The 26,287-nt window shown below is 67.5% G+C and carries 24 protein-coding genes; 14 read left to right on the forward strand and 10 right to left on the reverse strand.

The window, feature by feature from the left end:
• Positions 1–97: 97 nt before the first annotated feature.
• The 3 genes from ASF51_RS03245 (at position 98) to ASF51_RS03255 (ending at position 4,618) form a co-directional block, all read left to right on the forward strand.
• Entirely contained in the window at positions 98–859 is a 762-nt protein-coding gene (locus ASF51_RS03245; protein ID WP_055925080.1) for a DeoR/GlpR family DNA-binding transcription regulator, read from the forward strand.
• Between the two features lie 110 nt (positions 860–969).
• Positions 970–3,018, forward strand: a complete 2,049-nt coding sequence (locus tag ASF51_RS03250) for a bifunctional rhamnulose-1-phosphate aldolase/short-chain dehydrogenase (RefSeq protein WP_055925083.1) — start codon at positions 970–972, stop codon at positions 3,016–3,018.
• Positions 3,019–3,163: 145 nt separating this feature from the next.
• A complete protein-coding gene (locus ASF51_RS03255; RefSeq protein ID WP_055925086.1) occupies positions 3,164–4,618 on the forward strand; it encodes a rhamnulokinase family protein in 1,455 nt (484 codons plus the stop codon).
• A 158-nt stretch (positions 4,619–4,776) separates the two neighbouring features.
• Here the strand turns inward: ASF51_RS03255 and ASF51_RS03260 are convergent, their stop codons facing one another.
• Positions 4,777–9,201 carry an SdrD B-like domain-containing protein gene (locus ASF51_RS03260; RefSeq protein ID WP_082479656.1) on the reverse strand — a complete coding sequence of 1,475 codons (4,425 nt, stop codon included), beginning with the start codon at positions 9,199–9,201 and terminating at the stop codon, positions 4,777–4,779.
• Positions 9,202–9,577: 376 nt separating this feature from the next.
• Between ASF51_RS03260 and ASF51_RS03265 the strand changes: the two genes are divergently transcribed.
• A complete protein-coding gene (locus ASF51_RS03265; RefSeq protein WP_055925092.1) occupies positions 9,578–11,149 on the forward strand; it encodes an HNH endonuclease signature motif containing protein in 1,572 nt (523 codons plus the stop codon).
• 102 nt (positions 11,150–11,251) lie between these two features.
• On the opposite strand, the gene ASF51_RS03270 is transcribed toward ASF51_RS03265, so the two are convergent.
• Genes ASF51_RS03270 through ASF51_RS03285 form a run of 4 tightly spaced genes read right to left on the reverse strand, consistent with a single transcriptional unit; the run spans position 11,252 to position 13,545 of the window.
• Positions 11,252–12,016 carry an ABC transporter permease gene (locus tag ASF51_RS03270; RefSeq protein WP_055925095.1) on the reverse strand — a complete coding sequence of 255 codons (765 nt, stop codon included), beginning with the start codon at positions 12,014–12,016 and terminating at the stop codon, positions 11,252–11,254.
• The gene (locus ASF51_RS03275; protein ID WP_235497119.1) at positions 12,013–12,819 is read right to left on the reverse strand and encodes an ABC transporter ATP-binding protein; all 807 of its coding nucleotides are present in this window, start codon (positions 12,817–12,819) and stop codon (positions 12,013–12,015) included. Before ASF51_RS03275 ends, ASF51_RS03270 begins: the two co-directional genes overlap by 4 nt.
• Complete coding sequence (locus ASF51_RS19545; protein WP_055925098.1) at positions 12,797–13,162, reverse strand: DUF1048 domain-containing protein; 366 nt, start codon at positions 13,160–13,162, stop codon at positions 12,797–12,799. Before ASF51_RS19545 ends, ASF51_RS03275 begins: the two co-directional genes overlap by 23 nt.
• Positions 13,159–13,545 carry a PadR family transcriptional regulator gene (locus tag ASF51_RS03285; protein ID WP_055925101.1) on the reverse strand — a complete coding sequence of 129 codons (387 nt, stop codon included), beginning with the start codon at positions 13,543–13,545 and terminating at the stop codon, positions 13,159–13,161. Before ASF51_RS03285 ends, ASF51_RS19545 begins: the two co-directional genes overlap by 4 nt.
• A gap of 111 nt (positions 13,546–13,656) precedes the next feature.
• Here ASF51_RS03285 and ASF51_RS03290 point away from each other — a divergent pair, with 111 nt between their 5' ends.
• Positions 13,657–14,019: a hypothetical protein gene (locus tag ASF51_RS03290; protein ID WP_055925104.1), complete on the forward strand. Its 363-nt coding sequence runs from the start codon at positions 13,657–13,659 to the stop codon at positions 14,017–14,019.
• A gap of 33 nt (positions 14,020–14,052) precedes the next feature.
• Here the strand turns inward: ASF51_RS03290 and ASF51_RS03295 are convergent, their stop codons facing one another.
• Entirely contained in the window at positions 14,053–14,580 is a 528-nt protein-coding gene (locus ASF51_RS03295) for a YbhB/YbcL family Raf kinase inhibitor-like protein (RefSeq protein ID WP_055925107.1), read from the reverse strand.
• A gap of 233 nt (positions 14,581–14,813) precedes the next feature.
• Between ASF51_RS03295 and ASF51_RS03300 the strand changes: the two genes are divergently transcribed.
• The 4 genes from ASF51_RS03300 to ASF51_RS03315 all read left to right on the forward strand — a co-directional run bounded on the left by ASF51_RS03300 (position 14,814) and on the right by ASF51_RS03315 (position 17,869).
• A complete protein-coding gene (locus tag ASF51_RS03300) occupies positions 14,814–15,686 on the forward strand; it encodes a FadR/GntR family transcriptional regulator (RefSeq protein ID WP_369797279.1) in 873 nt (290 codons plus the stop codon).
• Complete coding sequence (locus ASF51_RS03305) at positions 15,679–17,079, forward strand: alpha-hydroxy acid oxidase (RefSeq protein ID WP_055925110.1); 1,401 nt, start codon at positions 15,679–15,681, stop codon at positions 17,077–17,079. Before ASF51_RS03300 ends, ASF51_RS03305 begins: the two co-directional genes overlap by 8 nt.
• Before the next feature lie 107 nt (positions 17,080–17,186).
• Positions 17,187–17,549 (forward strand): multidrug efflux SMR transporter, encoded by a 363-nt coding sequence (locus tag ASF51_RS03310; RefSeq protein WP_055925113.1) that lies wholly within the window; start codon positions 17,187–17,189, stop codon positions 17,547–17,549.
• Positions 17,549–17,869 (forward strand): multidrug efflux SMR transporter, encoded by a 321-nt coding sequence (locus ASF51_RS03315; protein ID WP_055925116.1) that lies wholly within the window; start codon positions 17,549–17,551, stop codon positions 17,867–17,869. The genes ASF51_RS03310 and ASF51_RS03315 overlap by 1 nt, the downstream gene beginning before the upstream one ends.
• A gap of 10 nt (positions 17,870–17,879) precedes the next feature.
• Here the strand turns inward: ASF51_RS03315 and ppk2 are convergent, their stop codons facing one another.
• From ppk2 to ASF51_RS03325, 3 genes are all read right to left on the reverse strand, one after another.
• Positions 17,880–18,707, reverse strand: a complete 828-nt coding sequence (gene ppk2, locus ASF51_RS03320; protein WP_055925118.1) for a polyphosphate kinase 2 — start codon at positions 18,705–18,707, stop codon at positions 17,880–17,882.
• Positions 18,708–18,803: 96 nt separating this feature from the next.
• Entirely contained in the window at positions 18,804–18,962 is a 159-nt protein-coding gene (locus ASF51_RS18920; RefSeq protein ID WP_157411981.1) for a hypothetical protein, read from the reverse strand.
• An 89-nt stretch (positions 18,963–19,051) separates the two neighbouring features.
• On the reverse strand, positions 19,052–19,651 hold the full coding sequence (locus tag ASF51_RS03325) for a TetR/AcrR family transcriptional regulator (RefSeq protein ID WP_055925121.1): 600 nt from the start codon (positions 19,649–19,651) through the stop codon (positions 19,052–19,054).
• 63 nt (positions 19,652–19,714) lie between these two features.
• Between ASF51_RS03325 and ASF51_RS03330 the strand changes: the two genes are divergently transcribed.
• From ASF51_RS03330 to ASF51_RS03350, 5 genes are all read left to right on the forward strand, one after another.
• A complete protein-coding gene (locus ASF51_RS03330) occupies positions 19,715–20,767 on the forward strand; it encodes an SDR family NAD(P)-dependent oxidoreductase (RefSeq protein WP_055925124.1) in 1,053 nt (350 codons plus the stop codon).
• A 55-nt stretch (positions 20,768–20,822) separates the two neighbouring features.
• Positions 20,823–22,007 carry a sensor histidine kinase gene (locus ASF51_RS03335; protein WP_055925127.1) on the forward strand — a complete coding sequence of 395 codons (1,185 nt, stop codon included), beginning with the start codon at positions 20,823–20,825 and terminating at the stop codon, positions 22,005–22,007.
• Positions 22,004–22,666, forward strand: coding sequence for a response regulator transcription factor (locus tag ASF51_RS03340; protein ID WP_055925129.1), 663 nt, complete (start codon positions 22,004–22,006; stop codon positions 22,664–22,666). Before ASF51_RS03335 ends, ASF51_RS03340 begins: the two co-directional genes overlap by 4 nt.
• Before the next feature lie 129 nt (positions 22,667–22,795).
• The gene (locus tag ASF51_RS03345) at positions 22,796–23,161 is read left to right on the forward strand and encodes a DUF4342 domain-containing protein (RefSeq protein ID WP_055925130.1); all 366 of its coding nucleotides are present in this window, start codon (positions 22,796–22,798) and stop codon (positions 23,159–23,161) included.
• Between the two features lie 138 nt (positions 23,162–23,299).
• Positions 23,300–25,516, forward strand: coding sequence for an MMPL family transporter (locus ASF51_RS03350; RefSeq protein ID WP_055925136.1), 2,217 nt, complete (start codon positions 23,300–23,302; stop codon positions 25,514–25,516).
• 45 nt (positions 25,517–25,561) lie between these two features.
• Here ASF51_RS03350 and ASF51_RS03355 read toward each other — a convergent pair whose 3' ends face one another.
• Positions 25,562–26,224, reverse strand: coding sequence for a pentapeptide repeat-containing protein (locus ASF51_RS03355; protein WP_055925139.1), 663 nt, complete (start codon positions 26,222–26,224; stop codon positions 25,562–25,564).
• Between the last annotated feature and the right edge of the window lie 63 nt (positions 26,225–26,287).

Genomic DNA, 26,287 nt, shown 5'->3' on the forward strand with positions numbered 1-26,287 from the left:
CGGATCAGCACGCGCGCCATCCTAGGCCGTCGGGCATGTTACTTTATGTGAGATAACGCGCAAACGCTCTCATCGAGAAGCACGTCAGGAGGCGACCATGGCGACGACCCGCAGCTTCGGCGCCGAGGCCCGCCGTGATGCGCTGCTCGAGACCCTCCGCTCCGAGGGCGGCGTTCGGCTCGAAGCCGCTGCTGAGCAGCTGGGCGTGAGCGTCATGACCGTGCGCCGCGACCTCGACGAACTGGATGCGGCGGGCCTCGCGAGACGGGTGCGCGGCGGCGCCGTTCCGGCCCTCGACGCCCGGCCCTTCAGCGAGCGCCGCACAACGGGGCTCGCCGCCAAGACGCGTATCGCGGAGAAGGCCGCCGCCCTTCTCCCTGGCGCGGGATCGATAGCGGTCGACGCATCCACCACCGCCGGAGGCCTCGCCGCCCACCTCGCACCGACCGGTCCGCTGACCGTCGCGACCAACAGCTACGAGAACTTCGCCGCCCTCACCCAGAACAAGGCGGTCTCGCCGATTCTGGTCGGCGGCGAACTCGACGACCGCACCGGCAGCTTTGTCGGGCTGATCGCGTGCCAGAGCGCCCAGTCCATGCTCTATGGCCGGTTCTTCGCGTCGGCCTACTCGCTGGATGCGCCGAACGGCAGCTCCGAGGTGTCGCTCGCCGAGAGCCAGGTGAAGCGGGCCTTCGCCGAGCGCGCCCGGGAGATCGTGCTGCTCGTCGACTCGTCGAAGCTCGGCCAGCAGGCCCTCGCCGTTGGCTTCGCGTGGCACGAGATCGGCATCCTCGTGACGGAGCTCGACCCGGCCGACCCGGCGCTCGACCCGTATCGCGACCTGGTCGAACTGCTCTAGACCCCCTTCGACAAGCTCAGGGAACGGACGGGACGCTCGAGCATTGTATTCCCGCGTTAGATTTTGTAACATCTAACAAAACGCAACAAACCCCGTGCATTGGAGCGCCCATGACTTCCCCCGAGACCCCCGTCGCCTCAGCCGAGCTGATCGCCCGCTCCAACCGACTCGGACAGGACCCGAAGAACACGAACTACGCGGGCGGAAACACCTCCGCGAAAGGCACCGCCACCGACCCGGTCACCGGCGAACAGGTCGAGCTCATGTGGGTGAAGGGCTCCGGCGGAGACCTCGGCACGCTCACCGAGTCCGGCCTCGCCGTTCTGCGCGTCGACCGTCTGCGCTCGCTCGTGAACGTCTACCCCGGTGTCGACCGCGAAGACGAGATGGTCGCCGCTTTCGACTACACCCTGTTCGGCAAGGGCGGCGCGGCCCCCTCGATCGACACGGCCATGCACGGTCTCGTCGACGCAGCGCACGTCGACCACCTGCACCCCGACTCCGGCATCGCCATCGCGACCGCCGCCGACGGCGAGGAACTCACCGAGAAGATCTTCGGCGACAAGGTCGTCTGGGTTCCGTGGCGCCGCCCCGGCTTCCAGCTCGGCCTCGACATCGCCGAGATCAAGCGCCAGAATCCGGATGCGATCGGCTGCATCCTGGGCGGCCACGGCATCACCGCGTGGGGCGACACGAGCGACGAGACCGAGGCGAACAGCCTCTGGATCATCGACACCGCCGCCGCCTACATCGCCGAGCACGGAAAGGCGGAGCCCTTCGGCCCTGCCCGCGACGGCTTCGGTGCGCTCGAGAAGGCGGAGCGCCGAGCGAAGGCCGCCGCCCTCGGCGCCACGATCCGCGGCCTCGCCTCGACCGACGCCCCCAAGGTCGGCAGCTTCACCGACGCGGACGTCGTGCTCGACTTCCTCGCCTCCAGCGAGGCACCGCGCCTCGCAGAGCTCGGCACGAGCTGCCCCGACCACTTTCTGCGCACCAAGGTCAAGCCGCTGATCCTAGACCTGCCGGCCGACGCATCCATCGAGGACTCGATCGCGCGCCTCGTCGAGCTTCACGCCGAGTACCGGGCCGACTACCAGGCCTACTACGACCGGCACGCCACGGCCGACTCCCCCGCGATCCGCGGCGCCGACCCGGCGATCGTTCTCGTTCCCGGTGTGGGCATGTTCAGCTACGGCGCGAACAAGCAGACAGCCCGCGTTGCCGGCGAGTTCTACATCAACGCGATCAACGTGATGCGCGGCGCCGAGTCGCTCTCGACCTACGCCCCCATCGAAGAGAGCGAGAAGTTCGCGATCGAGTACTGGGCCCTCGAGGAGGCCAAACTCCAGCGCCTGCCCAAGCCGAAGTCGCACGCGACGCGCGTCGCGCTCGTCACGGGTGCGGCATCCGGAATCGGCAAGGCCATCGCGACCCGCCTCGCGAAAGACGGCGCGTGCGTCGTGATCGCAGATCTCGACCTCGAGAAGGCTCAGGATGCCGCCGCGCAGCTCGGATCGACCGACGTCGCCATCGGCGTGCAGGCCAACGTGACCAGCGCAGACGAAATCCAGGCGGCGATCGACGCGGCAGTTCTCGCCTTTGGCGGCCTCGACCTCGTGGTCAACAACGCCGGACTCTCGCTGTCGAAGCCGCTGCTCGACACCACCGAGGGCGACTGGGACCTGCAGCACAACGTCATGGCCAAAGGCTCGTTCCTCGTGTCGAAGGCGGCCGCGAAGGTACTCATCGAACAGAAGATGGGCGGCGACATCATTTACATCTCGTCGAAGAACTCGGTGTTCGCCGGCCCGAACAACATCGCGTACTCGGCGACGAAGGCCGACCAGGCGCACCAGGTGCGGCTGCTGGCCGTGGAGCTCGGCGAGCACGGAGTGAAGGTCAACGGCATCAACCCCGACGGCGTCGTGCGTGGATCGGGCATCTTCTCGGGTGGATGGGGTGCCAAGCGCGCCGCCGTCTACGGCGTGCCCGAGGAGGAGCTGGGCGCGTACTACGCGAAGCGCACCATCCTGGGCCGCGAGGTGCTCCCGGAGAACGTGGCCAACGCGGTCGCCGTGCTCACGGGCGAAGACCTCACACACACCACGGGCCTGCACATTCCTGTCGACGCGGGCGTCGCGGCTGCCTTCCTGCGATGATGCTCAGCATGATGTCCTCGTCGCTCCCTGAGCCTGTCGAAGGGATTCGCCGCAGCGTGGTCTCCCTTCGACAAGCTCAGGGAACGGCGATAGGAACGGCGACGGGAACAGCCCTTCGACAAGCTCAGGGAACGGGGAGCGCCGCATGACCGCCGCCGTCGCCGCCGTCGACCTCGGAGCGACCAGCGGTCGGGTCATGCTGGGCCACGTCTCGCACAACGAGCTCAGCCTGCGCCCCGTGGCGCGGTTTCCGAACAACCCGGTCTCGACGATCGACGGACTGCACTGGAACATCCTCGAGCTCTACCGCAACGTCGTCTCGGGCCTCGGCGCCGCCGTTCGCGAGGAGCCGTCGGTCGAGAGCATCGCCGTCGACTCCTGGGCGGTCGACTACGCGCTCATGCGGGGCACCCGCATGCTCGGCAACCCCTACCACTACCGCGACGAGCGCACCGCTGCCGGCGTGGAGGCCACGAACCGTATCGTGTCACCCGCAGAGCTGTACTCGTCGAACGGGTTGCAGTTCTTGCCGTTCAACACGCTCTACCAGTTCGCCGCAGACAGCATCGCGGGCTCGCTCGATTCAGCGGACACCGCGCTGCTCATCCCCGATCTCATCAACTACTGGCTCACGGGCGTCGCCCGCGCCGAGAAGACGAACGCCTCGACCACCGGACTGCTCAACGTGCACACCCGCGAGTGGGACGATGAACTCATCACGCGCCTCGGCCTGCCCCGCGGACTGTTCCCCGAGCTGGTCGAGGCGGGCACGCCCGTCGGAACCCTTCTGCCGACCGTCGCATCCGAGATCGGACTCTCGCGCCGGGCGGCACAGTCTCTGCAGGTGACCGCCGTCGGGTCGCACGACACGGCATCCGCTGTGGTCGCCGTGCCTGCGACCGGCGACGATTTCGCGTACATCTCGAGCGGCACGTGGTCGCTCGTCGGTGTCGAGCTGCCGAGCGCCGTCGTGAGCGAGGCGAGCCGCCTGGCGAACTTCACGAACGAGGGCGGCGTCGACGGGCGCGTGCGCTACCTGAACAACGTGATGGGCCTGTGGCTGCTGAGCGAATCGGTGCGCACGTGGGAGAAGGCGGGCGGCACACAGATCGACCTGCCCACGCTCATCGCCGAGGCCTCCCAGGTCACGACGCCGGTCGCGGTCTTCGACGCCGACGACCCGCGCTTCCTCGCGCCGGGCGACCTGCCGTCGCGCATCGTCGACTGGTGCGTCGAGAACGATCTGGATGCGCCGCGCACCATGAGCGAATTCGTGCGGTCGATCATCGAGAGCCTCGCGCACGCGTACGCGACGAAGATCGAGCTGCTCGCCGAGTTGTCGGGGCGCACGATCAGCACCATCCACATCGTGGGCGGCGGATCGCTGAACACTCTGCTGTGCCAGCTCACGGCCGACCGCACAGGCCGCACGGTCCTCGCCGGGCCCGTCGAGGCGACCGCCATCGGCAACGTGCTCATCCAGGCCCGCGCCCAGGGCCTCGTGACCGGATCGCTCGAGAGCCTGCGCGCCCTGGTTGCGCGGGCGTTCGTCCCGACCAGATACGAGCCTCGCTCGCGTCGGCCCGATCAGGCGGCCTGACCGGGCGGCCCGCCGACGCGAGCCGCCGGCTCCCCGAACCGACTGAGCCCGGCGTGGCGCATCCGTCATCTTTGTGGCTGAAGATTCTGGATGCGCCCGCCGGGCTCAGTCCTCTACCCCACGCGGTCGGGGGTGAGGAGCGCGCGATGGGTCAGTCGTCATTCGACCCGTCGACGCCTCGAGATGACGAGCGCGACTCCGCCGGCGAGCATCAGCCCGAGCAGCGCCGCGAGCCCGATGGTCACGTTCGCTCCTGTGTTGGGCAGGCTTCCGGTTCCCGGCTTCGCAACCGGAACGACGGGCTCCTCCGGCGCCGGGGCGCAGTCAGAGGCGGTGGTCTCACCGCGATCGGTCACGACGGTCGCGGAGTTCAGGAACCCTGTGCCCGTCTCGCCCGTGCCGATCTCGCAGTTGCGGGCTCCCGTGGTGACGGTGGTCGGAACCGTCGCCGTGACGACGACCCGGTAGACGTGCACTCCATCGACGGGGATGTCGACGTCTTCGGCGATCACCAGGTCGGTGACACCGTTCCAGCCGTCGTTCACGTCGACACCGTCGGGTGAGTCGGTGATCTCCGCGTTGTCGACGACGATGCCGGCGCCGTAGTGCAGTTCATCCTCGACCGTGTAGACGGTGTCGACCTCGCCCGTGTTCGACACCGTCACGTCGTACGTGATCGTGTAGCTGCCGTCGGCATTCTTCGCCGGCGCACCCACGACCTGCTTGGCCACGGATGTTCCGGGGAAGGTGTTCGTGATCGTCACGTCGACGGGTTCGCCGATGGTCGTGATCGTGCCGTTCTCGACCGAGTAGGTGACGACTGCGCCGTCGGTGTCGGTCTCGACGATGACACAGGTCGCACCGACAGGAAGGCCCGTCACCTTGGTCGGCGTTCCATCGGCCGCGACCGTCGTGTCGATCACGATGGGCGCCGGGTTCTCCGGAACGGTGCAGGTGATGGTCACGGGGAACGACGTCGCGTCGCCCGCTTCGTCACTCGTGTCGGGGTCGACGACGACCTTGGTCAGAATGATCGAGGCCGTCTGGAGCCGTGTGAGTCCGGCATCCACGTCGAGGCGCTGCTCGTTCTGCCCGAGGGTCACTGCGGCTGCTTCACCGGTCGTCACATCGGCATCCGAATCCAGCTCGCCATCCGCACCCTGCTTGTACTGGGTGAAGGCGTAGGTACTGCCCAGCCCAGTGGGGTCGAAGGTCACCGTGTAGGTGCCCGACGGCAGATCGGCGAACAGGTACATGCCCGCCGCATCCGTGGTCGTCGACGCGGTGATCGGGTTGCCGTCGATATCGGTGCCGGTCAGCGCCACAGGGAAGCCTGCGATGCCGGGCTCGCCCGCATCCTGAATGCCGTTGCCGTCGACGTCGTTCCAGACGTAGTCACCGATCGAGGAGGACACGACGGTGACATCGCGCACAGCTGGTCCGACGGGCTGCGACACACCGACGACGCGTCCGGAGGTGCGGTTCTCGTAGACATCGGCGGCGCTGTTTCCCGACGGAGCCATGGCGATGGCCATCGTGAACTCGTCGGTCGGGGTGAACTCGCCCGCCCGGAGGAATCGGAGCCCGGTGACATCGGCCAGCGAGGTCGGGCAGTCGGCGGCCGAGCCCGAGCCGGACACCACCGCGCCTCCTGAAGCCGCATCGCACCAGACCGTACTGCCGGTCGCTCCGTTACTCGGATCGGACGGGTCGACCTGAAGATCGGCCGAGGGATCCGCCGTGTAGAGAGTGGCGACGCCGGTGGTGGCGCCCGCCGGGGTGACGGAGACGAGTTCGAGGGAACCCGTGAAGTGCGTCCCTCCGATTCCGTTGGCCGGAAGAACGTCAATCACGTCGGCATCCGACACGTTCTGAGGCGAGTCGATGTTGGCGAAGTCGATCGTCCAGGTGAAGCCTCGGGGTGTGGTGGCTCCGTCGGGCGTGACGTCGACGAGAGACTTGTCGACCGACTTGGCGATCTTGATTCCCGTGGGAACGACGATCTGCACCTGGGCGGTGTCGCTGCGGGCGGATGCCGGCGACGGGTCGCCGCTCGAGGTGGCGAGGGTGGTGTTCGTGTAGAGGCCGTTGCGCACGGTCGCCGACACCTCGACGGTGTAGAGGATCGGATCGATCGGCGAGTTGATCTCGTTCTGGCCGAGGTCCCACTTGACGTAGGTCTCGTCGGCGGCGCAGGTGATGCCGGCACCGGCGGGCGAACCGATCTGGGTGAGGACGGGCGTGATCGGCGCACCGGATTCACGAGACGACGACACCAGCGACTGGTAGCGAGGCAGGCAGTCCTCGACCGTGACATCGCCGAACGTTCCCGCGGCGGATGACGACGCGGTGAGGCTGGGGTTCAGTCGATAGTCGATGTTCGATCCCGCGGTGTACTGCGGCACCGCCGTGTCGGTGTAGTCGCCCGTGTCGGGGTTCTTGACGAACTTCTTGATGCGGGCCACAGCCTGGCCGACGATGAGGCGGTCTCCGTAGGCGCCCGCATTCGTCGTGGGGTCGTACGTCGAGAGCTGCTTCGTGGCGTCGGGGTCGGCGAGCACGGCGTCGCGGTCGATGACGCCCTGGGACTCGATGGTGCTGGCCCAGTTGGGGAGGACCGTGCCCTGCGCCCCGGCTGTGTCGAGCACCGTCAGAGCGATCGAGGTATTGACCGCGAACGTCTGGTCGGTACCAGCCTTGGTGCTGAAGCCGACCCGCACCCGGTTCACGCCCTGCCAGAGGCCGTTCACCAGAGTGGCGCCGGGCACCGCGGCCGCGGAGTCGTACCACGTTCCGGTCGAGCAGTCGCTGTCCGCACCGCTTGCGGGTGTCGCCGTGGAACTGTACTGAATGGTGAGGTTTGCCAGCTGCGAGACGTCGGCGTCGTAGTCGGTGCCACTGTCCTTGTGGAAACCGGAGATCCATACGGGTGAACCGCCCGAAGGAAGGGCAACGACGGTTTGCGTCGATCCTGCGTAGTCGAAGGTCGACGGCAGTCCGAGCTTGGTGTCGTCCCAGACATCGCAGACGATCTTGCTCGTCGAGAACTGCGTACCGGTGTTGACCGGTATGGACTGAGTCGAATACAGGTTGCTGAGAACGGTCTGGCCCGGCAGCACGACGGTGTTTCCATCGTGGGACTGGCTCGACCCCGGAGGGCCCTCGAACTCGTAGTCGGTGTAGCCGTTCGGCACCGCACCCTCGCTGGTCGTCAGGGTATTGCCCGGATCACCCGTGACGCCGGAGAACACCTTGTCGAACGTGCCCGAGGAGCGCACGTTGGTGTTACCCGCTCGGGTGTTGTTCGACGGATCATCTCCCTGGTTCGGATTGCCGGCGATGTCGGTCGCTACGACATCGGAGTACGTGTTGCGCCAGTCCAGATTCGAAACGCCGTCGACCGAGGTGCCGAGATCGGTGATGGCCTCGATAGGCAGTTCGATGATGACCACGGTGGAGAGGACAAGCGCCGAATCCGCGGGAAGAGCGAGCCCGTCTTGCGACGAGGAGGGAACGGTGAAAGCGGTGGTGTCGGCGCCGGTGATCACGAGGTCGACCGGCGTGCCGAGCGACGTCTGCGCGCAGGTGATGGAACCGCTGTTGCGCACCGCCTCGGTGTTTGTCTCGCTTCCCCCACTCGGGCTGGGCAGCGCGCCGTGAAGGTAGAGGACGCTGGGGCTGCAGGACGAGAGGCGGGGCGCGTACTTGTCGAGCGCACCTGCACCAGCTGCCGTCCATGCAGCCGATGTCGTGGTGCCCGCGCCGAAGAAGGCGTCAGGGGTCAGATCTTCTGTCACGGTGATCGGCGAGGCCAGCGGCGTAATGCCCTTGCCGCCCGAGGGCGCGTTGATGGTCAGCGGAAAGACCAAGCCGTAGCAGGACCGTGCGCTGTCGAAGGAGCAGGGCGCGGAGTACTGATAGAACGGCCCGCTGGTGTCGCTCGTGCTTGCGAGGCGCTTGGACACGTCGAACTGCGCAGCAGCCGAAACGGTGTGCTGCACGTTCTCCGATGTCGCCGGGGTGGTCACCTGGTCGGTGGTGGCGGAGACGGAGACGGGCCCGAGGACCGCGCCGTTCGGTACCTCCGGGCGCACCTTCGACAGGAAGTCGTAGTTCAGCGAGGTGCCCTGGCTCTGCGGAGCGACCAGGCAGTCGATCGCCTGCGCGGGCAGCGACGTCCACGATGTGGCCGTCGTCGGCACCACCGGATCGGGCAGTGTCGCCGGAGTCAACGTGGACCCCGGGAGACAGAACGGCGGCAGCGCCACGAGCTCCTCACCCTGCGGCAGGGTGAACTTCAGATGCGGTGCGGTCTGGTCGCCGCCCTCGTAGCGAATTCCCACCGTGTAGGTCACGGTGTCGTTCGTGCGGACGACATCGTTGGTGTCCGACGAGTCGTGGCCCGCCGCATCGTCGGCATCGAAGGGGCCGGTGCCGGTCGTCTGAGAGAGGGTCACGTTCAGCGTCTCACCCGCCGCGGAGGCGGGAGCCGCGACCGCGACGCCGCTCGCGGCGATGACGGTGATGGCGACGAAGCTGAGCAAGGTGCGAAGTGGTCGGGTCGGTGCAGGCCGTGAAGGCATGTGGGTCTCCTTGGGTTCTTTACCTGAGAGAGTCCCCACTCTTTCTCCGTGCGATTCTCACCATAGAGCCAGATCGACTCATATGTGAGAAAAATTTCTAAAATGTGGAATTGAAGAGATCTGAATTAATTAATTCAGAGCGATCAGAACACGGGAAGGCCAGCGGCGAGCCTCGAAAGTGGCCTGAATGCTCCTACTGGAAGAGAGAGCCGAGCCGTAAGTTCATGACGCTAATTCACGAATTTTCCTCAACCGACATGCAGAGCATCTCCTCCACAGGATTCGATTCGCCACTTTTATCCACAGGCACATTCCCTGATCAAACGTCGAATCGCGTGTCCGACTCAGTGTCGGTGGCTCGTGTTTGACTTCCTGCATGCACCTCGAGAACGCGACCCTCGGCGACATCGCCGAACGCCTTCGCGAGCTCCTCGAGGCAGACCGGGGCCGCTCATCGGCAGACGCTCTGCTCGAGTCGGCCGCCACCTGGGAGCGACTGGGCATGGTCGCCGACTCCGCCCGTGTCTGGGTCGCCGCAGAGATCGACGCCGAGTCCCGCCGTGAGCTCGGCGCAGACGGCCTGGCATACCGCCATGGTTTCCCCACGGGCAAAAAACTTCTGGCATCCACGGCCAACGTCTCCGAACGAACGGCGGCCTCACGAATGCAGCTCGGTCGACAGATCCGCTCGCACCTCTCGAACACCGGCCTTCCGTGCCCCAGCAGATTCCCCGCCGTCGAAGAGGCGTTCTTCGCCGGTCAGATCGGAGCAGACACGGCGTCCGTCATCTGCCGCGCGCTCACCGACATCGCGTCGCGAACCACGTTCACCTCCGCACTCGACGAAGCCGAGCGGCACCTCGTGGGCGTCGCTACGGCCTCCATGCCGACGACCGGTGCCCCCGGGGGCACGACCGAAACCGATCCGGATGGCGACACCGCGGGCGGCTGCTCGGGCACGGCCCCGCGGCTCTACACGGTCGAAGAGATCGCCCGGCTGGCCATACGCATCCGCGAGCATCTCGACCCCGATGGCGCCGAACCCCGCGACGCTGCCAAGCAGCACCTGCGGGGGTTCAGCTACCCTCGGATCGGCTCCGACGGCATGGCCCGCGGCCGCTACGCACTACCCCCGCTGCAGCTCGGCATCCTCCTGGCAGCGATCGACCCCATTCTGAGCCCCCGCACGGCCGACCCTACGCCGGCCGACCCTACGCAGGCCAACCCTGCGCCGCCCGACTCGGGCCCCGACAGCGAGCCGACATCATCCGATGACGCCGACCCCGCCGGCACCCCCGACGACCGACCCTCCCAGACCAGCAAGCTCCGCCCCGCTGTCTCGTCGGCCTCGCTCGACGAGCGCACGTACGAACAGAAACTCCTCGACGCCCTGATGACGTTGATCGAGCAGGCAGCCGGGTCGCCGTCGGCATCACTGCTGAACGGAGCCGCGCCCACGGTCAACGTGCACGTCGCGGCGATCGACCTCGAAGCGGGTCGGGGTGTGGGCTGGATCGATGGCAGTTCCGAACCGATCCCGGTGAGTACGGTGGCGATGCTCCAGTGCACAGGCGACACGATCGTCAGCATTTTCGGCACCCACGGCGAAATACTCAGCCACGGCAAGACCCACCGTGTGGCAACCCGAAAACAACGAAGAGCATTGGCCGCTCGCGACGGCGGCTGCGTCTTTCCCGGGTGTCACCACCCGCCCTCGCGCTGTCAGGCGCACCACGTGATTCCCTGGGTCAGCACGATATTCGAACCCGGCGCCACCGACGTCGACAACATGGCGCTGCTCTGCGCGTTCCACCACTCGGTTATTCACAGTTCCGCGTGGCGGCTCACCATGATCCACGGCTCGCCGCACATCACACCGCCCTCGTGGGTCGACCCGCGACGCACACCGCGGCCGGCGGGCAGGCGACGAACGGCCGAGCCATGGTGAACCACGGTCCCTCGCTGCCGAACCACCGCCACCCGCCTGTCGACCCCGGCTCGCCACGGCCCCACGGCCCCACACCCTCAGCTCAGCTCACCTCAGCTCAGCTCAGCTCAACCGGCGACGGTAGATCGCGAGCGCCGCCAGGTATGCGACGACGAGTATGCCGCCGAGCCACGCCAGCGCGATCCAGATCTCGCCGCCCACGGGCTGCCCTGCGAGCAGAGCTCGGATCGTGTCGACGATCGATGTCACAGGCTGGTTCTCTGCGAACCAGGCGACCGGCCCCGGCATCGAGTGGGTGGGAACGAAGGCCGAACTGATGAACGGAAGGAAGATCAGCGGATAGCTGAACGCGCTCGCCCCATCGATCGACTTCGCCGAGAGGCCCGCGATCACGGCGATCCAGGTCAGGGCGAGGGTGAACAACACCACCAGACCGGCGACGGCAAGCCACGCGAGCACCGATGCACCCGATCGGAAGCCGAGCAGCAACGCCACACCCGTGACGACGACCACCGAGATCAGATTGGCGGCCATCGAGGTGAGCACGTGCGCCCAGAGAACGCTCGACCTCGCGATCGGCATCGACCTCAGTCGGTCGACGATGCCGCTCTGCATGTCGAGGAACAGGCGATAGGCCGTATAGGCGATTCCCGACGCGATGGTGATGAGCAGGATGCCCGGGAGCAAGTACTCGACGTACGGCACGTCGCCGCCCGTGTCGATCGCACCGCCCAGCACGAAGACGAAGAGCAGCATCAGGGCGATCGGGGTGACGGCGGTGGTCACGATCGTGTCGGGGCTGCGCAGTATGTGCCGCAGCGACCGCGCGGTCAGAACGGCGGTGTCGCCGATCACGTGAGTTGTCATGACTGATCCTTTCGACGTGAACCATCTGGAGCGCCGGAACCGACCAGCGCGAAAAAGACCTCTTCGAGAGACGGCCGTTTCTCCACGTACTCCACCCGCGCTGCGGGGAGAAGGCTGAGGAGTTCATCGAGGGTGCCGCTGCGAATGATCGTTCCCTCGTGCAGGATGGCGATCCGGTCTGCGAGCTGCTCGGCCTCTTCGAGGTACTGAGTCGTCAGCATCACGGTCGTCCCCGAGTCGGCGAGCGATCTGATCGTCTGCCAGACCTCGGCGCGGGCCTCGGGGTCGAGCCCCGTGGTCGGCTCGTCGAGAAAGATCACCGCAGGCGCGCCGATGAGGCTCATCGCGATGTCGAGGCGTCGCCTCATTCCACCCGAATACGTCGCGGCGCGACGATCTGCCGCGTCGATGAGGGAGAAGCGGCCGAGCAGCTCCTCGGCGATCGCGCCCGCCTTCGGAAGGTGGCGGAGCCGCGCGATGAGCATGAGATTCTCCCGCCCCGACAACACCTCGTCGACGGCGGCGAACTGCCCTGTGAGACTGATCGACTCGCGCACTCGCCCCGGCTCGACGGCCACGTCGAAACCGTTCACGATCGACGAGCCCGCATCCGACGTCAGCAGCGTCGAGAGGATGCGCACGAGAGTGGTTTTGCCCGCACCGTTCGAACCGAGAAGCGCGAAGACACTGCCCCGATCGACATCGAGGTCGACGCCGCGGAGCACGGCGAGGTCGCCGAACGACTTGGCGAGCCCGCGCACCCGGATGGCGGGCCCCGCGTCAGGCCTGATCGGCGACGGCACGATCGATCGATTCGACGAGCCGGGCGCGTTCCTTGCTGATCCACTGCCCGTCGCTGTAATTCCTGATGAACTCCTCGGCGAATTCCACAGGATCGTCGCCGACGATCTCGCGGATCGGCGTCGAGTCTGTCGCCGCGCGCTCGACGAGGTCGGCGAGGTCGTCGAACATCTGCACGAGCACGTCTCCCTTGCTGACCGCGCCGGCATAGGTGAGGTAGCGCTCGAGCCCGTCGATCGCGGTGCGGTAGCTGGCAGGCAGCTGCTTCTTGCGCGCCTTGTATTCGCGCCAGCGCTTCTTGTCTTCGAACGATCCGGTGATCTGTTCGATCCAGGCGGCGGTCATGAGTGTTCTCCTTCGATTCGTGGTGTCGGTGTTCGTGCGGTGTCTGTCGGTGGAGCGTCGACGCGGGTGCGAAGCTGCTCGATGCGCTCGGCCAGGAAGCTCCAGTTGCTCCAGAACTCGTCGAGGGTGCGGGCGCCGGCGGAGTTCAGCGTGTAGACCTTGCGCGGCGGCCCCTTCTCCGAGGGCTCCTTCACGACGTCGACGTAGCCGCGCTGCTCGATGCGCAGGAGCAGGGCGTAGATCGTGCCCTCGGCGATGTCGGCGAAACCCTGATCACGCAGCCAGGCCGTGATCTCGTAGCCGTACGCCGCCCGATCACTGAGGACGCCGAGCACGATTCCCTCGAGCGCACCCTTGAGCATCTCGGTCGCCTGCTTGCCCATCCGGACTCCCTACTACTCAGTGATATTGACTACCACTACATAGTAAGCATGAGTACCGGTACATAGCAATACTGATTAGCAGAAGAGCGCAGGATGAGTACGGTGGTGCGCATGGGCAGACCATCCGACGACGCGATCGATCTCCTGCACGAGATCGCCGCCATCCTTGGCGCGGCCGGCCCCGTCGAGCTCGGAACCATGTTCCACAATCCCGGAATCCGCACGGGCACGAAGATCGTCGCCTTCATCGGCAGCGACGACCGACTCATCGTGAAGGTGCCGCGCGAGCGCGCGCTCGAGTTGATCGAGCAGGGGCGCGCCGCGCCGCTGTCGATGGGTCGCCGAACGATGCGCGAGTGGGTCGAGGTGCCCGCGGGCGACGATCTGCACACGAATGATCCCTCGAAGACGCTCGAGACCTGGTCGGCGCTGACCAGAGAATCCTTCGACTACGTGCGGTCGCTCCTCGGCTGACCGCCCGCGCGACTCAGTCGGAGACGCTGTGACTCAGTCGGACACGCTGTAGGGGGCGCTGATCACGGCGCGACCGATTCCATGGAAGAAGAGATTGAAGCCGAGCATCGCGGGGGACGCGTCTGCGGGAATGTCGAGGGTCTCGACATCGACCGCGTGCACGACGACGTAGTACTCGTGGTCGCCGTGGCCGGGAGGAGGGGTGGCTCCGACGTATCCGGCGACGCCGCCATCATTGCGCAGGGTGATCGCGCCCTGTGGCAGCAGATCGCTGCCCGGCGTTCCGGCGCCGGCGGCGAGACTCGTCACCTCGACCGGAATGTTGAACACGGCCCAGTGCCAGAAACCGGATGCCGTGGGTGCGTCGGGGTCGTAGACCGTCACGACATAGCTTCTGGTCCCTTCCGGCGCCCCTGACCAGCTCAGCTGGGGCGACACGTCGCCGCCCCCTGCCCCCGCCCCCACCTGGTCGTTCGACAGCCGCACTCCCTGCTTCACATCGGTCGACTCGAGGTCGAATGCCGGGAGCTTCGGAAGTCGGTCGTAGGGGTTCGCGCTCATGGGGAGTCCTTTGTTCGGGTGCCGTTGCCCTTCGACAGGCTCAGGGATCGCGTCTCGCTCAGGGAACGCGTTCCGGGAGCCTGTCGATAGAGGGCTGGCTTAAACGCTAGACCCGACACCTGAGAGAGCGGAATGGATGGACAACCGACCACGCCCCGATTATGCTGTGGTCTGACCACATGGCCTGACCACACATGAGTCCAGTGACAGCCAGCGATCGAGGAGGACGCGACGTGACCGCCATCGACACACGCGCCCCCGCATCCGTTGCCCCGGTCGACCCGCGCCGCGCCTGGCAGGTCGTGCTGCAGCACATCGAGGCCGACCTGCTCGCGGGGCGCCTCGTTCCCGGCGATCACCTGCCCGCCGAGCGGACTCTCGCGAGCGAGCTGGGCGTCGGCCGCTCGTCCGTTCGCGAGGCGCTGCGCGTGCTCGAAGTCCTCGGGCTCATCCGCACGCAGACCGGATCGGGCCCGCAATCCGGCGCCATCATCGTGGCTCGCCCATCCGGCGGCATGTCGTCGCTGATGCGGCTGCAGGTCGCCGCCCAGGGCTTCGACGTTCGCGACGTGGTCAAGACCCGACTCGTGCTCGAGGCCGCCGTCGTGACCGAGCTCGCCGAGGCATCCGTCGCCCGTATCGACGGGCTCGATCTCGGCCCGGCCGTCGAGTTGCTCGACGCGATGGATGCCGATGGCCGGGTCTCCGAGGCCGAATTCCTCGCGCTCGACGCGGCCTTCCACCTGGCGCTCGCCGAGCTCTCCGGCAACGCCGTGATCGCCTCGATGATGGCGGGCCTCCGCAACTCCATCGAGAGCTACGTTCTCGCCGGCGTGCCGAACCTGCCGTCGTGGCCCGAGACATCCGGTCGCCTGCGCCACGAGCACCGCGACATCGTCGACGCCATCGAGAAGGGCGACGCCGAGCTCGCCCGCGGCCGCGTTCGCGCCCACATCACGGGCTACTACACCGAGACCAACTTCATCTCCGCACCGACCGACCCCCTTCGACAGGCTCAGGGAACGCTCCCTGAGCTCGTCGAGGGCAACCGTTCCCTGAGCTCGTCGAAGGGGACCGAACCAGATAGAGGACTGCCCCATGGTTGAACGCCGCTTTCCGAACCCCAAGGAACTGCTTCCCCTGATGCAGTTCAAGAAGCCCGAGCTCGACGGCAAGAAGCGTCGACTGCAGGGCGCGCTGACCATCGACGACCTGCGCACGATCGCCAAGCGGCGCACCCCGAAGGCGGCGTTCGACTACACCGACGGATCGGCCGAGGGCGAGATCTCGTTGAGGCGGGCGCGCCAGGCGTTCCAGGACATCGAGTTCCACCCGTCGATCCTGCGCGACGTGTCGAGGCTCGACACGACGACGCAGATCCTCGGGGGCACCTCGACCATGCCCTTCGGCATCGCCCCCACCGGCTTCACCCGCCTGATGCAGACCGAGGGCGAGATCGCGGGGGCCGGGGCCGCCGCCGCCGCCGGCATCCCGTTCACACTCTCGACTCTCGGAACGTCGTCGATCGAGGCCGTCAAGGCGGCGAACCCGACCGGGCGCAACTGGTTCCAGCTCTACGTGATGCGCCAGCGCGAGATCTCCTACGGTCTCGTCGAGCGCGCCGCCGCGGCCGGCTTCGACACGCTCATGTTCACCGTCGACACCCCCATCGCCGGCGCGCGCCTGCGAGACAAGCGCAACGGCTTCTCGATTCCTCCGCAGCTCACCGCGGGCACCATCATCAACGCCATCCCCCGGCCGTGGTGGTGGTACGACTTCCTCACGACTCCCCCGCTCGAGTTCGCATCGCTCTCGTCGACCGGCGGCACCGTGGGCGAGCTGCTCGATTCGGCGATGGACCCGTCGATCGACTTCGACGACCTCGCGTTCATCCGCAGCATGTGGCCCGGCAAGATCGTGATCAAGGGAGTGCAGAACCTCGAGGACTCGAAGCGCCTCGCCGACCTCGGCGTCGACGGGATCCTGCTCTCGAACCACGGAGGGCGCCAGCTCGACCGCGCCCCGATCCCGTTCCACCTGCTGCCCGACGTGGCCCGCGAGGTCGGCGGCGACGTCGAGGTGATGGTCGACACGGGCATCATGGACGGCGCCGACATCGTGGCCTCGCTCGCCCTCGGCGCGAAGTTCACCCTGATCGGCCGCGCCTACCTCTACGGGCTCATGGCCGGAGGGCGCGCGGGCGTCGACCGCACGATCGCAATCCTGTCGGAGCAGATCGTGCGCACGATGAAGCTGCTCGAGGTCGCCTCCATCGAGGAGCTGACCCCGGCCCACGTCACGCAGCTGCAGCGTCTGGCGCCCCGCGCCGTCTCGGCGCAGACCGCTGCGGTGGCCGAGCAGGCCGCCTCGCGGCCGGCGAAGGGCACGGCGTCGTCGGCCGGCGCGCGCAAGGCGCCGACCCGCAAGCCCGCCGCATCCACCCCCGCGGTCGCCAAGGCGGCGGCGAAGAAGGTCGAGGCGACGCCGGCCGACGCATAGTCGCTGTCTGATTCGTCGTTCCTTATTCAGGAGGAGCGCGCCACCGTGTGGATAGTGTCGACGGTGACGCGCTCCTCCTGAATACGTTGCGCCGACGAAGGAGAAGCATGAAGAAGTGGCTGTTTCTGGGCGGCGCCATCGTGACCGAGGTGACCGGATCGCTGTCGCTGAAGGCCGGCCTCGAGAATCCGGGCTGGTACGCGCTGATGGCGGCGGGCTTCGCGGGGGCGTTCGTGTTCCTGTCGCTGGTGCTGCGCGCGGGGCTGCCGCTCGGCGTCGCCTACGGAATCTGGGGCGCCCTCGGGGTAGCGCTCACCGCCCTGTTCTCGGCTCTTCTCTTCGGCGAACCGCTGACTCCCGTGATGGGGGCGGGGCTCGTGCTGATCATCGGCGGGGTGCTGTGCATCGAGCTCGGACGGCAGCGCGCCGAGAAGACGCGTGAGTCGGCCATGCACGGGCAGGCCCGCTGATGGCCTGGCTCTTCCTCGTCGGCGCGATCCTCACCGAGGTCACCGCCACGCTCTCGCTCAAGGCCGCCATCACCGGCAGCAAGCTCTGGTACATCCCGGTCGCAGTCGGCTACGGAATCGCGTTCACGTGCCTGTCGTTCGCCCTGCAGAACGACATGCCGCTCGGCGTCGCCTATGGAATCTGGTCGGCGGCCGGAGTCGCGCTCACCGCGGTGGCCGGGCGGCTCATCTTCAAGGAGCCGTTCACCTGGGTGATGGCAGCGGGCATCGCCCTCGTCATGGGCGGAGTGCTGCTGGTCGAGGCGGGCGCGGAGTTCTAGCGGACGACCACTAGCTCTTCGCCACTGCCCCCGCGTGATCGGGCACGTACTTGTAGCGCCCCTTCTCCGGCCGGTCGTAGTCGTCGGCAACGGGGCGGGGTGGGATCGTGACCTCGTCGGGGTCGCGCGACTCGTAGGGAATCTGCGACAGCAGGTGGCTGATGGTGTTGATTCTGGATGCGCGCTTGTCGTCGCTCTCGATGGTCCACCAGGGCGCGTCGGCGTGGTCGGTCGCCTCGAACATCGCGTCCTTCGCGCGGGAGTAGTCCTCCCACTTCGTGATCGAGACCACGTCGGTGTCGGAGAGCTTCCAGCGCCGCATCGGGTCGTTCAGGCGCGAGTGGAACCGCTCCTCCTGAATGTCGTCCGACACCGAGAACCAGTACTTGATGAGGATGATGCCGTCTTCGACGAGCATGCGCTCGAACGTCGGAACCTGGTGAAGGAAGCGTCGGTACTGCTCGGGCGTGCAGTAGTCCATGACCCGCTCGACGCCGGCCCTGTTGTACCAGGAGCGATCCATCAGCACGATCTCGCCCGTCGTGGGCAGCCGCTCGATGTAGCGCTGGAAGTACCACTGCCCCTTCTCGCGCTCGCTCGGCGTGGGCAGAGCGATCACCCGGGCCGACCGCGGATTGAGGTACTGCATGATGCGCTTGATCGCGCCACCCTTGCCTGCGGCGTCGCGGCCCTCGAAGATCACGACCACGCGGGCGCCCGTGTCGATCACCCACTGCTGCATGCTCACGAGCTCGATCTGCAGGCGCTCGAGCTCCTTCTCGTAGAGAGGTTTCGGCATGCGCTGCACGCGCGAGGAGGACTTTTTCGAATGGGCCATGGCGGAACTCTCCTCGCACCCGGCCGTCTGGGCTCGCGGGGTTGCCGCATCCGTCGCCCGTGCGTACAGTGGTCGCCCGCGATCAGTCCGGCGCGATCAGTTCTGGGCGAGGACGCCCAGCCCGACGGCGAGTGCGCTCACGGCCATCGCTCCGGTGCCGACGGCCACGCAGGCGAGCGTCGAGAGGGCCGACGGGCGCCTCGAGGGCCGTTCGGCATGGTCACGGGCTCGGAGCGGGGTGTAGGTCGTGGTCATCGTGTCGCGTCCTTTCGGTTGTTCGCGTGTGATGACTCCAGACTCGCGGGTTCGGCAGGAATGCGAATCGTGCGCAGGGATGACTTCTCCTACTGCGTCGGTGGTACCTGAGTCCCGCTTTCCGAGCGCGCGAACGCCACGTGGAACAGCGACCAGGCCCGGCGCGCCACGGCGTCGCGGCGATCGGCCGGAGTGCGGGCGACGACGCCGGCGAGCATGGAGATCGCGAGCAGCACGTCGGCCGTCTCGACCTCGCCTCCGAGTCGACCGGCCGACCGCTCGCGTCGCACGACCGTGTCGACCACGTCTTCGATGCGCGTCTCGAGGTGCTGCACCCGGGGGTCGTCGAGGTCGGCGGTGATCATGTCGATCATCGCCGTCGACACCAGCGCCTGCGCGATGATCGCGTCGAGCAGTTCGTCGAGAGTGCTGCCTTCGCGTTCGGCGATCGTCTCGAGCTCTCCGATGTTCTCGTCGAAGACGGCGACGGCCAACGACAGCCGATCGGGGAAATGCCGGTAGAGGCTGCCCTGGCCGACCCCCGCCAGCTTGGCCACCGAACTCAGCGGCGCGGCGTAGCCCCCGTCGCCGAACACCTCGCGCGCAGCGGCGATGAGCGCGCGCCGATTCTCGGGCCCCGCACTGGGCCCGCGATTCGGCTTGCGCGGTTCAGGTTTCGGTGTTGTCACGGGTGTAGCCTACGTGCGGACAGAGTTGTCCGGTTCAAGACCCGAGAGAAAGAGATGCACCCCATGACCGCAGAGAACACGCCCCTCACCAGCTCCTCGACCATCGGCACCTGGCTGTCGCACCCGGTCGGCGGCCCCATCATGAACGACCTGCTGGCCAAGGCCGGTCAGGATGCCAGTGCGTTGCGCACCGTGAGCAAGCTCTCGCTCGATCGACTGGTCGAGATGAGCCAGGGCGCGTTCAGCCAGGACCTGATCGACGACCTCGTCCGCCGCGCGGCCGCCGGAGAGGTTCCCGAGGGCACGCCGGCCGTCGTCGTGACCGAGGACGCCGAGCCGACCGTCCAGTCCCCCGAGTGGGTCGAGCGCATCGACGACGGGCGCTTCTCGGGCAAGACGATCATCGTCACGGGCGCAGGGTCCGGCATAGGCCGGGCCACGGCATCCAGAATCGCCCGCGAGGGCGGCCGCGTCGTCGCCGTCGACATCTCGCAGGAACGCCTCGACGACTTCGTGGCCAAGACCCCCGGCGCGGAGATCGTGACGGTCGTCGCCGACATCACCGACGACGCGGCCGTGGCGCAGATCATCACCGCAGCCGGCGACCGCATCGACGGCCTCGCGAACATCGCCGGCATCATGGACGACATGACCCCGGTCGGCGACGTCTCCGACGACGTGTGGAAGCGCGTCTTCTCGATCAACGTCGACGGCACGATGAAGCTGATGCGCGCCGTGATGCCCACGATGCTCGGCCAGGCCTACGGATCGATCGTGAACACGGCATCCGAGGCGGCCCTTCGCGGCTCGGCCGCCGGCGCCGCCTACACCGCGTCGAAGCACGCCGTCGCGGGGCTCACCAAGAGCAGCGCCTTCATGTACGGACCCAGCGGCATCCGGGTCAACGCCGTCGCCCCCGGCCCGACGATCACGAACATCGAAGCCAAGTTCAACTCGAAGCTCGGCGCCGAGCGGGTGCGCGTGGGCATGTCGGTCATGCCCGAGGCCGTCGAGAGCGACGCCCTCGCCGCGTCGATCACGTTCCTGCTGAGCGACGACGGCGTGAACGTGAACGGCGTCATCCTGCCGTCGGACGGCGGCTGGTCGGTGGCATAGGGATCTACTGCGTCCGCTGTACTCGCGTATAAGAGCCCGGTGGGAGGATCGACCCATGACCACGCCGAATGCGCCCGCCGAGATGGTGGCGTATCGACCGTCGTGGTTCCGCCGTCCGGCTCTGCTCGATCGCATCACACTGGTCGTGATCGGACTGGCATCGGCCACCGAGTTCGTCGCGCCTCCTCTCCAGGGCCACGGATTCATCGCGTGGGTGCCGCTGATCGTCTCGCTTCTCGGCATCGCGGCGTCGTACCGGTGGCGCTGGCTCGGAGTCGCACTGATCGCCGCGGCCCCCTTCGTGTCGAACGCTGTCGCGTGGGATCCGCTGATGAGCTGGAACCTCGCCGTCTTCGCGGCATTCTCGCTCACCGTCCGTGGCGGCCCCGCGGTTCGGGTCGCACTGCTCATCGGGCTCTCGAACTACGTCTCGGTGGCCCTGTTCCAGAACCAGGGCCTCGTCTATCCGGTGGCGATCGTGGCGGCCGCGTTCGCCCTGGCAGCGGCGGCAGCGGGCAGCGCGGCGTACAGCCAGGATCGCTACCGACGCGAGCTCGAGCAGAGGGCCCTTGCGGCCCTGGCGACGAGAGACGCCGAGGCGAACCAGCGCGTGAGCGAGGAGCGGCTGCGCATCGCCCGCGACCTGCACGACGTGGTGGGGCACGAGATCGCCGTGCTCAACATGCACCTCGGAGTCGCCGAGGTGAACCTGCCGATCGAGGCCGACACGGCTCACGCGTCGCTGGTCGCCGCGCGCGCGAACGTGCAGGCGGTGCTGTCGGAGACGCAGCGCCTGTTGCACGTGCTGCGCACCGACGACGTCGACGACGGTTCGTCCCGGCCCACACCCGACCTCGGCGGCATCGCACGCCTCATCGAGTCCTACCGCTCGGCCGGCGTCGACGTGCGCGCTGAACTATGCGAGGCACCGGATGCGATCGATGCCGAGGTCAGCACGGCCGCGTTCCGCATCGTGCAGGAGGCGCTCACGAACTCCCAGCGCCACGGCCCGGGTGCGGTCTCGGTCACGACCCAGGCGGATGCCGGCATCCTGACGATCACGGTCACGAATGCCCGGGCGCGCCGGGCGCCGAAGACTGCCGCTACGCGGCGCGGCTACGGCCTGATCGGCATGCGCGAGCGCGCCACCTCGGCCGGTGGCCGCCTCGAGGTCGTCGACACCGACGATGCCTTCAGCGTCGTCGCGACACTGCGCGTGGACGGAGGGCAGATCCGATGATCCGGGTGATGATCGTCGACGACCAGGAGATGATCCGCGCCGGGCTCCGCGCGATTCTGCAGCCACAGACCGACATCGAGATCGTCGCCGACGTCGGCGACGGGTTCGAGGCCCTCGCCGCGATCGACGGGCTGAGCGTCGACGTCGTGCTCATGGACATCCGGATGCCCGGCATCGACGGGGTCGAGGCGACCAAGCGTCTGCGCGCCGCCTACACGAGCGAGCAGCTGCGCATCATCGTGCTGACCACCTTCGACAACGACGAGAACGTGTTCGCGGCCCTGCGCGCCGGGGCCAACGGCTTTCTCAGCAAGGGGATCGGCCCCGCCGAGCTGGCCGCGGGCATCCGCGAGGTGGCGACGGGCGGCGGGGCGCTGTCGGCCTCCGCGAGCGCCGCTCTCATCGGCCACGTCGCCCACGAGAGCCGACCCGCTGCAGACTCCGCCATGCTCGACCGGTTCTCGGCACTCACCCCGCGCGAGCTCGACGTCGTGAAGGCCGCGGCGCGCGGACTCGACAACACGCAGATCGCCGCCGAGATGTTCGTGTCGCCGTACACGGTGAAGACCCACGCGAACAGGGCCATGGCGAAGCTGGGTGCGCGCGACCGCGCCCAACTCGTGACATTCGCCTATCGGGCCGGGTTCACGGCGTCGTAGTACTGCATGTGAATCGGGTGAGTCGTACCCAGGACTGATGCGCGCAGGGCGCGACACGGCCAGACTGGAATCCAGGCGTTCCGAACCGGATCGTCGTACGAACATCGACGTCAGACAGGACGAAGCGACATGAGCGACAAGAAATCCACGTTCGAGCAGTTCGAGGTTGCCGGCGACAAGCTGGTCGAGACCGTGAAGAACCTGATCCACGAGGGCAACGTGCAGCGCATCATCTTGAAGCGCGAAGACGGCAGTGTGCTGCTCGAGATCCCGGTGAACGCAGGACTCGTCGGTCTTGCACTGACCGTCGCGTTCGCGCCCGTGCTTGTCGCGATCGGCGCGATCGCGGCCGTCGTCTCCAAGATCACGCTGGTCGTCGAACGCAAGGCGGATGCGGCCAAGCCGGTCGATGGCTCGGCCACGCCGCCGACCACGGGCCCGGCCGACGGCCCGGTCTCGGACCCGGCCGATCAGAACCCGGCGGCATCCATCTGATCTGTGATCGATCGGGTGGCCCGACACCCGATCTCATCCAGACGCAGTAGACAGACCGATTCGACAGGACGATTCCGAGGAGTACACCGCTCGCGAGTATCGAGGTAGACCTTTCCGCCTCTCTCGAAGGAGCCTCTCTTGTCCACATTTCTCGCCCGCGTCGGACGGTTCAGCGCCCGCCACCGCATGGTGGTGATCGGAGCCTGGCTCCTGATCTTCGCCGGCCTCATCGGCACCCTCATCATCGGGGGCAACCTCGCCTCGCCGGCCGCGGCAACCGACTCGATTCCCGACTCCCCTGCGTCGCAGGCCCTCGATCGCATGAACGACGAGTTCCCCGCCTCGGCCGATGCCACAGGCGACACGCTGCAGCTCGTCTTCCAGCCGGATGGCGGCGACGTCTCCGACCCGGCGGTCTCGGCGCAGATCGCCGACGTTCTGAGCGACGCCGCGGCGCTCCCCGGAGTCGACGCCGTCAGCGATCCGTTCGACGCGAACCGGCCCTACATATCCGAGGACGGCACCCTCGCCGTCGCGACGCTGAGCTACGGCGAGCTGTCCGACGCGAAGCAGGTGTCGTCTTACGACGCGGCCCTCGAGCTGCAGGCGAACGCGCCGAGCGACCTCGGCGTCGAACTCGGCGGCAACCTCGTTCCCCTCGGCGCCCCCGAGCCGGGCATCGGCGAGGGCGTCGGTGTGATCATCGCGTTCCTCGTGCTCATCCTCACCTTCGGCTCGTTGCTGGCCGCCGGTGTCAATCTGCTCATCGCCGTGTTCGGCGTCGGCGTCGGATTGGTCGGTGTGCTCGCCTATGGCGCGCTCTTCCCCCTGGGCGACAACTCGATCATCCTGTCGGCCATGCTCGGCCTCGCCGTAGGGATCGACTACAGCCTCTTCATCCTGTCCCGCTTCCGAACAGAGCTGCGAGGCGGCAAGAGCGTCGAGGACGCGGTCGCCCGGGCGACGGGAACCGCCGGAACGGCCGTCGTCTTCGCCGGCCTCACCGTGATCGTCGCCCTCGTGGCCCTGCTCGTCGCGAACCTCAGCTTCATCACCGAGATGGGCTTCGCGGCCGCCGCGGCCGTCGCCGTCGCCGTGCTGCTCGCCCTCACCCTGCTGCCCGCGCTGATGCGCACCATGGGCACCCGGGCGCTCTCCAAGAAGCAGCGCGCGGAGCTCGCCTCCGGAACCGTCTGGGTGGAGGGTGCCACGCAGAAGCGGGGACTCCTGCGCGGCTGGGGCAGCGTCGTGGTCAACCGGCCGATCGTCTCGGCGCTCGCCGGCATCGTGATTCTCGTGATCGTCGCCCTGCCCCTGTTCAGCATGAAGACCGCGTTCAGCATCCCCGGGGGCGCCGATCCGGAGTCGACGGAGCGCACCGCGTACAACCTCATCGTCGACGAGTTCGGCGGCATCCAGAGCCCGTTGATCGTTCTCGCCGAAGGCGACGACATCGCCTCGAAGACGCCGGATGTCGAGGGCCGGCTGGGCGCGCTGGCGGGTGTTCAGCAGGTGGTTCCGGCCGAGATCTCGGCCGATGGACGCATGGCGCGGATCGTCGTGATCCCCGACGGCGGCCCGATCAACCAGGCGACGAAAGACGTGGTGACCACGATCACCGACGACGCCGACTCGCTGACAGGCGTGCACCTCGAGGTCACCGGCGAGACGGCGATCGGTCTCGACCAGGACGCGGCGCTCACCAGCGCGCTGATCAAGTACATCATCGTGATCGTGGTGATCTCCATGCTGCTGCTCGTCGTGATGTTCCGATCGCTGCTCATTCCGCTGATCGCGACGCTCGGCTACCTGCTGTCGGTCGGGGCCTCGTTCGGCGCCAGCACGGCGGTGTTCCAGTGGGGCTGGCTGGATCCGGTGATCGCCGCGCCCCAGGGCGACCCCATGATGAGCCTGCTCCCCTTGCTGCTGGTGGGCGTGCTCTTCGGCCTCGCCATGGACTACCAGGTGTTCCTGGTCTCGCGCATCAAAGAGTTGCACGACCGGGGAATGTCCCCGAAGAAGGCGATCCGCGAGGGCTTCGCGCGCTCCGGCCCGGTGCTCGTGGCAGCGGCGACCATCATGACCGTGGTCTTCGCCGGGTTCGCCACGGGAACCTTCGCGATCGGCGCATCCATCGCTTTCGGGCTGATGGTCGGCGTGATGGCCGACGCATTCATCGTGCGGCTCGTCCTGATTCCGGCGCTGCTCAGCCTGCTCGGCGAGTCGGCCTGGTGGATGCCGAAGTGGCTCGACCGCATCGTTCCGAACATCGACACCGAGGGCCATGCTCTGGATGCCGCGGGGCCGGTCTCCGCATCGGGTGCGGAGCGGCTGCCTGTGGGCGCCGGGGTGTAGCTGCGGAGGTGATCGCCCTTCCCTGAGCCTGTCGAAGGGGGCCGTTCAGTCCTCGACGCGAATGCCCAGGTGCTCGGCGAACGACGACGCGAGGTCGGCGACCTGTCCGCTCGACAGCGTCGCCCCCGCGAGCGCGGTGAACCCGTCGATGCGCGAGATCTCGGCGCGGCGCAGGTCGACGTTCTGCAGCGTGGCGTGGTTGAGGCTCAGCACTCCGATCGTGCAGTCGACGAACGCCACGCGGTTGAGCTTGGAGCTGCTCAGGTCGAGCTCGTCGATCGAGCAGCCGGTGAACAGCACGTCGAGCAGGTTCGCGCCCGAGAGGTTGGCGAAGCCGAGCTTGGTCGACGAGATGTGCACAGACGAGAGGGCCGACTCGTACAGCTCGGCGGATCCGAGGCGCGATCCGTCGATCGAGACCGAGCGCAGCTCCGCCCGCGGAGCGGAGAAGATGGGCGCGTTCAGCCGGTGGATCTCGACGTCGGCGAACGTCGCCCCGCGCAGAGCCGCATCGTGCGCCTGCAGCTCGTCGAACGCGCACTCCCTGAACTGGATGCCCGACAGGTCGCGGCCGGAGAGGTCGACTGCCTCGAAGCGCAGGCCCTCGTAGACGTCGTGCGACTCGAGCGTCTCGGGATCGCCGGCGACGAGGTCGTCGAGCACGATCGCATCCAATCGCGGTGCCTGGGTGCCGGACTTGCGCGCCATGGTGAGCCTCTCGTCAGCAGAAGTCTAGGGAAGACCCACGACGCCGCCCGGGAGCGTATTCCC

It is taken from the genome of Agreia sp. Leaf283 (assembly GCF_001422485.1).
Classification (GTDB): domain Bacteria; phylum Actinomycetota; class Actinomycetes; order Actinomycetales; family Microbacteriaceae; genus Agreia.

Coding starts and splice junctions, on each gene's coding strand:
- ASF51_RS03245 (WP_055925080.1), top strand. CDS start 98: ATGGCGACGACCCGCAGCTTCGGCGCCGAGGCCCGCCGTGATGCGCTG.
- ASF51_RS03250 (WP_055925083.1), top strand. CDS start 970: ATGACTTCCCCCGAGACCCCCGTCGCCTCAGCCGAGCTGATCGCCCGC.
- ASF51_RS03255 (WP_055925086.1), top strand. CDS start 3,164: ATGACCGCCGCCGTCGCCGCCGTCGACCTCGGAGCGACCAGCGGTCGG.
- ASF51_RS03260 (WP_082479656.1), bottom strand. CDS start 9,201: ATGCCTTCACGGCCTGCACCGACCCGACCACTTCGCACCTTGCTCAGC.
- ASF51_RS03265 (WP_055925092.1), top strand. CDS start 9,578: ATGCACCTCGAGAACGCGACCCTCGGCGACATCGCCGAACGCCTTCGC.
- ASF51_RS03270 (WP_055925095.1), bottom strand. CDS start 12,016: ATGACAACTCACGTGATCGGCGACACCGCCGTTCTGACCGCGCGGTCG.
- ASF51_RS19545 (WP_055925098.1), bottom strand. CDS start 13,162: ATGACCGCCGCCTGGATCGAACAGATCACCGGATCGTTCGAAGACAAG.
- ASF51_RS03285 (WP_055925101.1), bottom strand. CDS start 13,545: ATGGGCAAGCAGGCGACCGAGATGCTCAAGGGTGCGCTCGAGGGAATC.
- ASF51_RS03290 (WP_055925104.1), top strand. CDS start 13,657: ATGGGCAGACCATCCGACGACGCGATCGATCTCCTGCACGAGATCGCC.
- ASF51_RS03295 (WP_055925107.1), bottom strand. CDS start 14,580: ATGAGCGCGAACCCCTACGACCGACTTCCGAAGCTCCCGGCATTCGAC.
- ASF51_RS03305 (WP_055925110.1), top strand. CDS start 15,679: ATGGTTGAACGCCGCTTTCCGAACCCCAAGGAACTGCTTCCCCTGATG.
- ASF51_RS03310 (WP_055925113.1), top strand. CDS start 17,187: ATGAAGAAGTGGCTGTTTCTGGGCGGCGCCATCGTGACCGAGGTGACC.
- ASF51_RS03315 (WP_055925116.1), top strand. CDS start 17,549: ATGGCCTGGCTCTTCCTCGTCGGCGCGATCCTCACCGAGGTCACCGCC.
- ppk2 (WP_055925118.1), bottom strand. CDS start 18,707: ATGGCCCATTCGAAAAAGTCCTCCTCGCGCGTGCAGCGCATGCCGAAA.
- ASF51_RS18920 (WP_157411981.1), bottom strand. CDS start 18,962: ATGACCACGACCTACACCCCGCTCCGAGCCCGTGACCATGCCGAACGG.
- ASF51_RS03330 (WP_055925124.1), top strand. CDS start 19,715: ATGACCGCAGAGAACACGCCCCTCACCAGCTCCTCGACCATCGGCACC.
- ASF51_RS03335 (WP_055925127.1), top strand. CDS start 20,823: ATGACCACGCCGAATGCGCCCGCCGAGATGGTGGCGTATCGACCGTCG.
- ASF51_RS03340 (WP_055925129.1), top strand. CDS start 22,004: ATGATCCGGGTGATGATCGTCGACGACCAGGAGATGATCCGCGCCGGG.
- ASF51_RS03345 (WP_055925130.1), top strand. CDS start 22,796: ATGAGCGACAAGAAATCCACGTTCGAGCAGTTCGAGGTTGCCGGCGAC.
- ASF51_RS03355 (WP_055925139.1), bottom strand. CDS start 26,224: ATGGCGCGCAAGTCCGGCACCCAGGCACCGCGATTGGATGCGATCGTG.